Raw genomic sequence first — 11,814 nt, 5'->3', positions numbered from 1 at the left:
TCCGATTAATTGCGGTCGAGATCGATATCGATACCGAGCGAGCGGATTTCCTTCACGAGCACGTTGAAGGATTCCGGCATGCCTGCATCGATCACGTGATCGCCCTTGACGAGGTTTTCGTACACCTTCGTCCGGCCGGTCACGTCGTCCGACTTCACCGTCAGCATTTCCTGCAGCACGTAGGACGCGCCGTACGCTTCGAGTGCCCACACTTCCATTTCACCGAAACGCTGGCCGCCGAACTGCGCCTTACCGCCCAGCGGCTGCTGCGTGACGAGCGAGTACGGGCCCGTCGAACGCGCGTGCATCTTGTCGTCGACCAGGTGGTGCAGCTTCAGGTAGTGCATGTAGCCGAGCGTCACGCGACGTTCGAACATTTCACCCGTGCGGCCGTCGTACAGGCGGACCTGGTTCTTCGACGGGTTCATGCCGAGCTGTTCGGCGATGTCGTCCGGGAACGCGAGGTCGAGCATCTTGCCCATTTCTTCCTCGGTCGCACCGTCGAACACCGGCGTTGCGAACGGCACGCCTTCGCGCAGGTTCTTCGCGAGTTCGAGGATCTCGTCGTCGGTGAAGCTTTCCAGATCTTCCTGGCGGCCCGACTCGTTGTAGATCTTCGTCAGGAACGCGCGCAGCTCCTCGATCTTCGCCTGACGCTGCAGCATTTCGCCGATACGCCAGCCGAGGCCCTTCGCGGCCCAGCCGAGGTGCACTTCCAGAACCTGACCCACGTTCATCCGCGACGGCACGCCGAGCGGGTTCAGCACGACGTCTGCCGGACGGCCATCGGCCATGTACGGCATGTCTTCGATCGGGACGATCTTCGACACGACACCCTTGTTACCGTGACGGCCTGCCATCTTGTCGCCAGGCTGCAGACGGCGCTTCACCGCCAGGTACACCTTGACCATCTTCAGCACGCCCGGCGGCAGTTCGTCGCCTTGCGTGAGCTTCTTGCGCTTCTCTTCGAACGCGAGGTCGAACTGGTGACGCTTTTCCTCGATCGAGTTCTTGATCGCTTCGAGCTGCGCCGCTGCTTCGTCGTCCGCGAGGCGGATGTCGAACCAGTGGTAATGGTCGAGGTCTTCCAGGTAAGCCTGGTCGATCTTCGTGCCCTTCGCGAGCTTCTTCGGACCGCCGTTCGCGACCTTGCCCACGAGCATGCGTGCGAGACGCTGGAACGCGTCGCCTTCCACGATGCGCAGCTGGTCGTTCAGGTCGAGGCGGTAGCGCTTCAGTTCGTCGTCGATGATCTGTTGCGCACGCTTGTCGCGCTGGATGCCTTCGCGCGTGAACACCTGGACGTCGATCACGGTACCGCTCATGCCCGACGGCACGCGCAGCGACGTGTCCTTCACGTCCGACGCCTTCTCGCCGAAGATCGCGCGCAGCAGCTTCTCTTCCGGCGTCAGCTGGGTCTCGCCCTTCGGCGTGACCTTGCCGACCAGCACGTCGCCCGCTTCGACTTCGGCACCGATGTACACGATGCCCGATTCGTCGAGACGGCCGAGCTGGACTTCCGCCAGGTTCGAGATGTCGCGCGTGATTTCTTCCGGCCCGAGCTTCGTGTCGCGTGCAACGACGTTCAGCTCTTCGATGTGGATCGACGTGTAGCGATCGTCGGCAACGACCTTCTCCGAGATCAGGATCGAGTCCTCGAAGTTGTAGCCGTTCCACGGCATGAACGCGATCAGCATGTTCTGGCCGAGCGCGAGCTCGCCCAGGTCCGTCGAGGCGCCGTCGGCCAGCACGTCGCCGCGCGAGACCTTGTCGCCCATCTTCACGATCGGACGCTGGTTGATGTTCGTGTTCTGGTTCGAACGCGTGTACTTGATCAGGTTGTAGATGTCGACACCGACTTCACCCGCGACCGCTTCGTCGTCGTTCACGCGAATCACGATACGGCCTGCGTCGACGTAGTCGACCACACCGCCGCGGAACGCCTGGACCGTCGTACCCGAGTCGACCGCGCAGGTGCGCTCGATGCCCGTCCCGACGACCGGCTTTTCCGGACGCAGACACGGCACGGCCTGACGCTGCATGTTCGAACCCATCAGTGCACGGTTCGCGTCGTCGTGCTCGAGGAACGGGATCAGCGACGCTGCGACCGACACGATCTGCGACGGCGCGACGTCCATGTACTGGATCCGGTCCGGCGTGACCATCATCGTTTCGCCGGCTTCACGCGACGACACGAGTTCGTCGATCAGTCGGCCGTCTTCGTCGATCGCGGCGTTCGCCTGAGCGATCATGTAGCGGCCTTCCTCGATCGCCGACAGGTAGTCGATCTGGTCGGTCACCTTGCCGTCCACGACCTTGCGGTACGGCGTCTCGAGGAAGCCGTACTCGTTCAGGTGCGCGTACAGCGCGAGCGAGTTGATCAGGCCGATGTTCGGACCTTCCGGCGTTTCGATCGGGCACACGCGGCCGTAGTGGGTCGGGTGCACGTCGCGGACTTCGAAGCCTGCGCGCTCGCGCGTCAGACCGCCCGGGCCCAGTGCGGAAACACGGCGCTTGTGCGTGATTTCCGACAGCGGGTTGGTCTGGTCCATGAACTGCGACAGCTGCGACGAACCGAAGAACTCGCGGATCGCCGACGAAATCGGCTTCGAGTTGATCAGGTCGTGCGGCATCAGGTTTTCGCTTTCGGCCTGGCCGAGGCGTTCCTTGACCGCGCGCTCGACACGCACGAGGCCCGCGCGGAACTGGTTTTCCGCCAGTTCGCCGACGCAACGCACGCGACGGTTGCCGAGGTGGTCGATATCGTCCACTTCGCCCTTGCCGTTGCGCAGCTCGACGAGGATCTTGATCGTCGCGAGGATGTCGTCGTCCTGCAGCGTCATCGGGCCGACGATCTCGTCACGGCCGACGCGGCGGTTGAACTTCATGCGGCCGACCTTCGACAGGTCGTACGCTTCTTCGCTGTAGAACAGACGGTTGAACAGGGCCTCGACCGCTTCTTCGGTCGGCGGCTCGCCCGGGCGCATCATGCGGTAGATCGCGATGCGCGCGGCCGTCTTGTCGGTCGTTTCGTCGACACGCAGCGTCGACGAGATGTACGGACCCTGATCCAGATCGTTCGTGTAGAGCGTCTGGATGTCCTTGATACCCGCTTCGCGCAGCTTCTCGAGCACGCTTTCCGTGACTTCGTCGTTCGCGCTCGCGATCACTTCGCCGGTGTCGCCGTCGACGACGTTCTTCGCCAGCACGCGGCCGAGCAGATAGTCTTCCGGCACCGAGATGAACTTGGTCTTCGCGGCTTCGAGGTCGCGAATGTGCTTCGCGTTGATCCGCTTGTCCTTCTGGACGATGACCTTGCCGTCGCGATCCGTGATGTCGAAACGCGCGACTTCGCCACGCAGACGCTCAGGCACGAACTCGAGTTGCGCGCCTTCGTCCATCAGCGTGAAGTTGTCGAACACGAAGAAGTTCGCGAGGATCTGTTCCGGCGTCAGACCGATGGCCTTCAGCAGGATCGTGACCGGCATCTTGCGGCGACGGTCGACGCGGAAGTACAGGATGTCCTTCGGATCGAATTCGAAGTCGAGCCACGAGCCGCGGTACGGAATGATCCGTGCCGAGAACAGCAGCTTGCCCGAGCTGTGCGTCTTGCCCTTGTCGTGTTCGAAGAACACGCCCGGCGAACGATGCAGCTGCGAGACGATGACACGCTCGGTGCCGTTGATGACGAACGAGCCCGTCGGCGTCATGAGCGGAATTTCGCCCATGTACACTTCCTGCTCCTTCACTTCCTTGACGACCGGCTTGTTCGGCGATTCCTTGTCGAGGATGACGAGGCGGACCTTCGCGCGCAGCGCGGAGCAGTACGTCAGGCCACGCTGCTGGCATTCCTTGATGTTGAATGCAGGCGAGGACAGCGCATAGCTCACGAACTCGAGGCGCGCGAAACCGTTGTGCGAAACAATGGGAAATACCGATGTGAACGCGGCCTGCAAACCTTCAGGCTTGCGTTGCGTCGCCGGCACATCGGCTTGCAGAAACGTGCTGAATGATTCAAGCTGAGTAGCCAGCAAGAACGGAACTTGGTGAACGATGGGGCGCTTCGCGAAACTCTTGCGAATGCGCTTCTTCTCGGTGAAGGAATATTGCATACGATCTCCGAATCACGGCGGGTGCTATCGAGGCGGAATACCTGGACGTTTCAAACCCGAGTGTTCACCGACTGAGACCCGATGGCCGTTCGACGGCTTGAACGAGCCGAGAAGCTTGGTGGTTGGCCGCTACCAACCGCTGGCTGACGGCAGCGGATGCCTGTGTTGCCCGCTACCCGACCAAACTTGCCTTCTGCAGTCGCTTCAGAAGACAAAGAGAACCGCCAATCGTGCGTGATGCATCACAACGATCAGGCGGTTTTCTTTGGCTTCTGGGGCCGATTATTCGGGCTCCCGAATGAGTGCCAGAATAACGTCCCCACAAAGCACAAAAAGGCCGGCGGTGAAAATACCGCCAGCCTTCGCACAGCGCGCCGAAACTTACTTGACTTCGACCTTCGCGCCAGCTTCTTCCAGCTTCTTCTTGGCTTCTTCAGCAGCAGCCTTGTCGACGCCTTCCTTGATGGGCTTCGGTGCACCGTCAACCAGGTCCTTCGCTTCCTTCAGGCCCAGGCCCGTCAGTTCGCGAACGGCCTTGATGACCGAAACCTTGTTGGCGCCGGCTTCAGCCAGGACGACCGTGAATTCGGTCTTCTCTTCTGCTGCAGCAGCTGCGCCGCCGCCTGCCGGGCCAGCGACTGCCACTGCAGCTGCCGACACGCCAAACTTCTCTTCGAACGCCTTGACCAGTTCGTTCAGTTCCAGAACGGTCATCCCTTCGACTGCTGCCAGGATGTCTTCTTTTGCGATTGCCATTTGAAATACTCCTAAATTGAATTCGGATACAGCCAGCGATCAGTAACGCTGATGCACGTTCGCTTACGCAGCTTCTGCTTGCTTCTTCTCGGCCAGCGCGGCCAGAGCGCGCGCGAAGCCCGAAACAGGCGATTGCATAACGAACAGCAGCTTCGAGAGCAGTTCTTCGCGGCTCGGGATGCTTGCCAGCGCTTGCACGCCAGCCTTGTCCATCACCTTGCCATCGAACGAACCAGCCTTGATGATCAACTTGTCATTGCTCTTGCTGAAGTCGTTGACGACCTTAGCAGCGGCAATTGCATCTTCCGAGATGCCGTAGATCAGCGGACCAGTCATCTGCTCTGCCAGCGGAGCAAACGGGGTACCTTCAACGGCGCGACGCGCCAGCGTGTTCTTCAACACGCGCAGGTACACCTGTTTCTCACGCGCTTGCGCGCGCAGCTTGGTCAGATCGCCAACCGCAATTCCACGATACTCAGCCAGCACAACGGTCTGGGCCTTCGCGACTTGCGCGGAAACCTCAGCGACGACGGCTTGCTTGTCTTCTCTATTAAGCGGCACGGTTAGCCTCCAGAAACGATACGTTGGGCGCGACCGGCATGGTCGAAACCTCACGTACCTCGTTCAACAACGGCGTCCGACCTCGTTAGGAGTATTTCCACCTCACGCCGCGAATCGCTTCGCGGCCTGCGGCTTCACCACTGCAAAACTTTTTCGGGTTCGCCATCTGCGTTGGCTTGAATTAAGGGATCACCCGACTGCTGCGCCCCACCAACGGTCTTTGATAACCGGTTGTCCGCCCTGCTGCACGAACAACCGCCCAAAGCCCATGTAGGCCGCTTCGCGAACGAAGCGGCCCGAATACTTACTGTGCTGCCAGCGTAGCCTGGTCGACACGCACGCCGACGCCCATCGTGCTCGACAGTGCGATCTTGCGCAGGTACACGCCCTTGCTCGTTGCCGGCTTGGCCTTTTGCAGCGCGTCGATCAGCGCCGACAGGTTCGAACGCAGCGCGGTCGGCTCGAACGATGCACGGCCGATGGTCGCGTGGATGATACCGGCCTTGTCGACACGGAATTGCACCTGACCAGCCTTCGCGTTCTTGACGGCGGTTGCGACGTCCGGCGTGACCGTACCGACCTTCGGGTTCGGCATCAGGCCGCGCGGGCCGAGGATCTGGCCGAGCGTACCGACGATACGCATCGTGTCCGGCGAAGCGATCACGATGTCGAAGTCCATCTGGCCAGCCTTGATCTGCTCTGCCAGGTCTTCCATACCGACGATTTCCGCGCCTGCTGCACGAGCCTGCTCGGCCTTCTCGCCTTGCGCGAACACGGCAACGCGAACCGACTTGCCCGTACCTGCCGGCAGAACGACCGAACCACGCACGACTTGGTCCGACTTCTTCGCATCGATGCCGAGCTGGACTGCGACGTCGATCGACTCGTCGAACTTCGCGCTCGCGCATTCCTTCACGAGGCTCAGTGCGTCTTCGATCGCGTACAGCTTCTGACGGTCGACCTTGGCGGCAAATGCCTGACGGCGCTTGGAGATCTTAGCCATTTACACGCCCTCCACAGTGATACCCATCGAGCGTGCGCTACCAGCGATGGTGCGAACGGCTGCGTCCAGATCAGCTGCCGTAAGGTCCGGCATCTTGGTCTTCGCGATTTCTTCGGCTTGAGCGCGCGTGATCGAACCGACCTTGTCGGTGTGCGGCTTGCTCGAACCCTTGTCCACCTTCGCCGCCTTCTTGATCAGGACGGTCGCCGGCGGCGTCTTCATCACGAACGTGAAGCTCTTGTCAGCGAATGCCGTGATGACCACCGGCACCGGCAGACCCGGCTCCATGCCTTGAGTCTGCGCGTTGAACGCCTTGCAGAACTCCATGATGTTCAGGCCGCGCTGGCCCAGTGCCGGACCGACCGGCGGCGACGGGTTGGCTTTACCTGCAGGGATCTGCAGCTTGATAAAGCCGATAATCTTCTTTGCCATTTGAAACCTCATTGGAACGCCGGGGAAGGCGTTCGGTGAGTGATAACGCGCTTTCGCCGCTGGCTACTGACGCTCCTCAACGGCCATGACGCGGGCCGTAAGCGCGAAGGTGGGCAGCCTAGGCTGCCCACCGAATCGGGATCAAACTTTTTCGACCTGACCGAACTCGAGTTCGACGGGGGTGGAGCGGCCAAAAATGGTGACCGACACACGCACGCGCGATTTCTCGTAGTTGACTTCTTCGACGGTGCCGTTGAAGTCCGTGAACGGGCCTTCCTTGACGCGCACCATCTCGCCGACTTCGAACAGGGTCTTCGGGCGCGGTTTTTCGACGCCTTCCTGCATCTGCGACATGATCTTCTCGACTTCCTTCGGGGAAATCGGGGTCGGGCGGTTACGCGCCCCACCGACGAAACCGGTGACCTTCGCGGTGTTCTTCACGAGGTGCCACGTTTCGTCCGTCATTTCCATTTCCACCAGCACGTAGCCGGGGAAGAAACGACGCTCGGTCACAGCCTTGTGACCGCCTTTGACTTCAACCACTTCTTCGGTCGGGACCAGGATCTGACCGAATTTGTCCTGCATGCCGGCACGCTCGATGCGCTCTTGAAGCGCACGTTGCACGCTCTTCTCCATACCGGAGTAGGCGTGCACGACGTACCAGCGTTTTCCGCTCGGGGATGCCGGAGTATCGCTCATATCATTTCCAACCCAGAATCGCCGAGAAAATCACCCATTCGATCGATTTGTCGCTCAACCAGAGGAAAATCGCCATCACGAGCACGAAACCGAACACGACGAGTGTGGTTTGCGTTGCTTCCTTGCGGGTGGGCCATACGACCTTCCGGACTTCCTTGTACGAATCCTTGGCAAACGCGATGAGACCCTTGCCAGGGGCGGACATGAGCCCGACGGCCACGCCGGCGATGATACCTACCGCCAACGCGGCACCGCGGACATACCACTGCTGATTGGCCAGCCAGAAGAAGCCCACGAATCCGGCCAATACCAGCAATACGCCCAGGGCCAGCATCAGCTTATCGCCGGAGGTATTTACAGTTTCGACGGATGGATTCGCCATAACACCTTAAAACAAATGCCACGTAGGACACGTGGCGATTTTTGGCAGGGGCAGAGGGAATCGAACCCCCAACCTTCGGTTTTGGAGACCGACGCTCTGCCAGTTGAGCTATACCCCTAAACCATGCTGGGGCTGGCTGCTGCCAGCCCCAAAACTGTCGATCAACGAATAACTGGCTTACTCGATGATCTTGGCGACGACGCCGGCGCCGACCGTACGGCCGCCTTCGCGGATGGCGAAGCGCAGACCTTCTTCCATCGCGATCGGAGCGATCAGCTTCACCGTGATCGACACGTTGTCGCCCGGCATCACCATTTCCTTGTCCTTCGGCAGCTCGATCGAGCCCGTCACGTCCGTCGTACGGAAGTAGAACTGCGGACGGTAGTTGTTGAAGAACGGCGTGTGACGGCCGCCTTCGTCCTTGCTCAGCACGTACACTTCAGCCGTGAAGTGCGTGTGCGGCGTGATCGAACCCGGCTTCGCCAGAACCTGGCCACGCTCCACGTCTTCACGCTTCGTGCCGCGCAGCAGGATACCGACGTTGTCGCCTGCTTGACCTTGGTCCAGCAGCTTGCGGAACATTTCAACGCCCGTGCAGGTCGTCTTCACCGTCGGCTTGATACCGACGATTTCGATTTCCTCGCCGACCTTCACGATGCCGCGCTCGACACGACCCGTCACCACCGTACCGCGGCCCGAGATCGAGAACACGTCTTCCACCGGCATCAGGAACGCGCCGTCAACCGCACGCTCCGGCGTCGGGATGTACGTGTCCAGTGCGTCTGCCAGGCTCATGATCGCCACTTCGCCCAGCTCGCCCGTGTCGCCTTCCAGCGCCAGCTTTGCCGAACCCTTCACGATCGGCGTGTCGTCGCCCGGGAAGTCGTACTTCGACAGGAGTTCGCGAACTTCCATCTCGACCAGCTCGAGCAGTTCCGCGTCGTCCACCATGTCGCACTTGTTCAGGAACACGATGATGTACGGAACGCCAACCTGACGTGCCAGCAGGATGTGCTCGCGCGTTTGCGGCATCGGGCCGTCTGCTGCCGAGCAAACCAGGATCGCGCCGTCCATCTGCGCTGCGCCCGTGATCATGTTCTTCACATAGTCAGCGTGGCCCGGGCAGTCGACGTGTGCGTAGTGGCGGTTAGCCGTTTCGTACTCGACGTGTGCCGTGTTGATCGTGATGCCGCGCGCCTTTTCTTCCGGTGCCGCGTCGATCTGGTCGTACGCCTTAGCTTCGCCGCCGAACTTCTTCGTCAGAACCGTCGTGATCGCTGCCGTCAGCGTCGTCTTGCCGTGGTCAACGTGACCAATCGTACCAACGTTCACGTGCGGCTTGGTCCGCTCAAACTTTTCCTTGGCCATTTTCAACTCCCAAAAGGAATTTCACAGGTTGCGCCGCGCGCAAACAAGACACTGACTTTTTACTGCTGGTGCCCATGGGCAGGATCGAACTGCCGACCTCTCCCTTACCAAGGGAGTGCTCTACCACTGAGCCACATGGGCGCTACGCTTCAATTTAGCGGTCTGGAGCGGGTGAAGGGAATCGAACCCTCGTCGTAAGCTTGGAAGGCTTCTGCTCTACCATTGAGCTACACCCGCACGGGCCACTAACGATTCCTTACCGCTCGCTCACTGCGCTGATATCTTGGTGGAGGAGGTTGGATTCGAACCAACGTAGGCGTAAGCCAACAGATTTACAGTCTGCCCCCTTTAGCCACTCGGGCACCCCTCCGTAGAGAACTGACGATTATGGGGGTGCATCGCACTCCTGTCAAGCACATCCGGAAGATTATTTTCATTCTCTTCCCGACTTCCGCTTCCCACCGATCCCCGCCCTCGCCCGGCTAAGGCAAGCGCGAGATGTTGCCGATCGGCGCCACATCTTCGTCAGACTCCGTCTTCAACGCCGATCTGCATCTGCGCTAAAAACGAAAGACCGCCATCATACGGCCTCTTTCGCGCAATGCCAAGCGGTAGGCACAAAATTTCGGCAAATTTCGTGCCGGGCCGACCTGGCGGGCTGGCGCCGGTGGTTCGAGAGAGGTTCGATGGCGATTCCTGCACGAATCGCCCGCCCGCCTCCGCATGTGCCCGCTTGCTCCGGAACCGCATTCCTTTGTGGTCGCAACGGGACATTCCACGGCTTCGGCAGACTCCTGGTGCCGCTCGATACTGATCAGGTGATCCAACAGCAGCGTGGCTCACCGCTGAACTGCGGAACACCGAGGCGCGCCCGGCGCTCGGAGCGGCTCAACGGTCGCGATCGAAGCCCCGGGGCGCTTTTGGGGGTTTGGATGGGCGTCGAGTGCGCGCGGCACAACTGATGGACGGAGTGGGATGGCCCAACGACGTCTCGCGGGATGTATCCGGCGGTTCTGCATGCCTCGATGTGATGATGGCCGCTACCTGGTGACGACGAGCTCCCTGTTCCGGCCGCTCCATCCCTTGTCGCCGCATCGAATATTCCGCTGGTCGGCGCCGCCGCGTATCGTCGTGCAAGTCGCCCAGCGTCGTCGTCGGAGCGCCTTACCGCAGAGACTCGTCAGCGTACACGCAACCCCGCAACCGCTCGTACAGTGCCCGACTCGTCCAGCTGGGCGCAAATGCCGGCGCTGGGTTCGGCGCCAGTACCCTCGGCCATGCCTCCCACTTCCGAAGACGTCGGAAAGCCGATATGTGGCGCCGGAGCATCGACATCCGACGAGCACTGCCCGGCAATGCTCGAGCTGACCCGGAATCACGACCGGAACACAGCACACCATTCCCCGCTGCGGGAGGCCCTCCGTTCGACGATCCGAATACGACACATACAAGCCTCGCTCCAGGCGTCGACGCAAACAGCACGCCCTTCACACCGATGGGAAAAGCGCGAGGCCACGCAGGCGATGCTGCCACGCTCATCGAGAAAATTTACGCATGACGGGACGGTCCGCAGCTGACCGTCGAGAAGAACCGCGCCGACCTCTGATCTTCTTTGGCCCGCGATACGCACACGGCGCGGCCGGTCCTTGACTGGGGGCACCTCCTGCCCCGATGATTCAGGCGTGGGTCACACGCCGATACGCCTATTTAGATGTGAAATGCGGCGAATAGACTAAAAGTGGCGCTTGATAGCGACATCGTTCGTCTCTTGACGCAGTTCAGTCGCGTGGTTTCATGGGGAACGAACGTTTACCGGGGGCGACAAGAGGGCTGGGAGCGCCGACATTCTGCCCGTTCTTGCCAACTACGCGCGGGGGACAGAGCGAGCGCGAGACACATCCCGCTGCCAGACGATAGCCATAGCGTACCGAGGTAGAAGATGGGCCAAATACACCGGTGATCGACGCGCGCCGATCGATTATCGGATGGATGAGGAGAGCTCGCAACATCTCGTTGGCGTCGGTTCCGCGCAAGGGCCGGGCGGTGATTGCCACGGAGAAGTGCCAAGGCGATTTCTCGTTGCGCATCTGATGACCACCCACGCAAACGAGAAGTAAGAGGACCGTGTGTGCAGCAACACCCATTGCTGGCGTGCAGGCACCCCGAGAGGCAAGGTGCATTTGCGCCAATTTCGTGGAGGTGATTCCGATTTGAGCCGACACCTTCGATCGACATCCAGCTCCTGCCACAACGGCGCTTCTCCGCATGTTTTTTTGGGCGCCGAAATGCAAAAACCCCCGCCTGATCGGGCGGGGGTTTCTGGCTAAGGGAGCCTGACGATTACCTACTTTCACACGGGAATCCGCACTATCATCGGCGTAGAGTCGTTTCACGGTCCTGTTCGGGATGGGAAGGGGTGGGACCGACTCGCTATGGTCATCAGGCAAAGAGGGTTGTTGCGTTGCTTCGCAGCGCAACCAATCTTGGAAGAAGCAGTAATT

At 60.7% G+C, this 11,814-nt stretch carries 8 protein-coding genes, 4 tRNA genes and 1 rRNA gene; all 13 read right to left on the bottom strand.

The genetic code is table 11. The features are described 5' to 3' along the window. Nucleotides 1–5: 5 nt before the first annotated feature. Nucleotides 6–4,112 carry a DNA-directed RNA polymerase subunit beta gene (rpoB, locus tag WS96_RS12380; protein WP_034209726.1) on the bottom strand — a complete coding sequence of 1,369 codons (4,107 nt, stop codon included), beginning with the start codon at nt 4,110–4,112 and terminating at the stop codon, nt 6–8. A gap of 381 nt (nt 4,113–4,493) precedes the next feature. Next, entirely contained in the window at nt 4,494–4,868 is a 375-nt protein-coding gene (rplL, locus tag WS96_RS12375; RefSeq protein WP_006482911.1) for a 50S ribosomal protein L7/L12, read from the bottom strand. A gap of 63 nt (nt 4,869–4,931) precedes the next feature. After that, nucleotides 4,932–5,429, bottom strand: a complete 498-nt coding sequence (gene rplJ / locus WS96_RS12370) for a 50S ribosomal protein L10 (protein WP_059832853.1) — start codon at nt 5,427–5,429, stop codon at nt 4,932–4,934. 304 nt (nt 5,430–5,733) lie between these two features. Continuing rightward, complete coding sequence (gene rplA / locus WS96_RS12365) at nt 5,734–6,432, bottom strand: 50S ribosomal protein L1 (RefSeq protein ID WP_034209724.1); 699 nt, start codon at nt 6,430–6,432, stop codon at nt 5,734–5,736. Further along, nucleotides 6,433–6,864 (bottom strand): 50S ribosomal protein L11, encoded by a 432-nt coding sequence (rplK, locus tag WS96_RS12360; protein WP_006477201.1) that lies wholly within the window; start codon nt 6,862–6,864, stop codon nt 6,433–6,435. Nucleotides 6,865–7,005: 141 nt separating this feature from the next. Next, nucleotides 7,006–7,563 carry a transcription termination/antitermination protein NusG gene (nusG, locus tag WS96_RS12355; protein ID WP_006400672.1) on the bottom strand — a complete coding sequence of 186 codons (558 nt, stop codon included), beginning with the start codon at nt 7,561–7,563 and terminating at the stop codon, nt 7,006–7,008. Between the two features lies 1 nt (nt 7,564). Then, nucleotides 7,565–7,945 (bottom strand): preprotein translocase subunit SecE, encoded by a 381-nt coding sequence (secE, locus tag WS96_RS12350; RefSeq protein ID WP_006753590.1) that lies wholly within the window; start codon nt 7,943–7,945, stop codon nt 7,565–7,567. Nucleotides 7,946–7,987: 42 nt separating this feature from the next. Continuing rightward, nucleotides 7,988–8,063 (bottom strand) — tRNA-Trp (locus WS96_RS12345). Nucleotides 8,064–8,122: 59 nt separating this feature from the next. Next, the gene (gene tuf / locus WS96_RS12340) at nt 8,123–9,313 is read right to left on the bottom strand and encodes an elongation factor Tu (protein ID WP_006482910.1); all 1,191 of its coding nucleotides are present in this window, start codon (nt 9,311–9,313) and stop codon (nt 8,123–8,125) included. Between the two features lie 66 nt (nt 9,314–9,379). After that, a tRNA-Thr gene (locus WS96_RS12335) sits at nt 9,380–9,454 on the bottom strand. Between the two features lie 22 nt (nt 9,455–9,476). Next, a tRNA-Gly gene (locus WS96_RS12330) sits at nt 9,477–9,550 on the bottom strand. A gap of 47 nt (nt 9,551–9,597) precedes the next feature. After that, nucleotides 9,598–9,683 (bottom strand) — tRNA-Tyr (locus tag WS96_RS12325). Nucleotides 9,684–11,644: 1,961 nt separating this feature from the next. After that, nucleotides 11,645–11,757 (bottom strand): 5S ribosomal RNA (gene rrf / locus WS96_RS12320). Between the last annotated feature and the right edge of the window lie 57 nt (nt 11,758–11,814).

It is taken from the genome of Burkholderia sp. MSMB1835 (assembly GCF_001526365.1).
In the GTDB taxonomy this organism is placed as follows: domain Bacteria; phylum Pseudomonadota; class Gammaproteobacteria; order Burkholderiales; family Burkholderiaceae; genus Burkholderia.
Note: the sequence above shows the minus strand (reverse complement) of the source record. Positions and strands in the feature narration are given on the sequence as shown.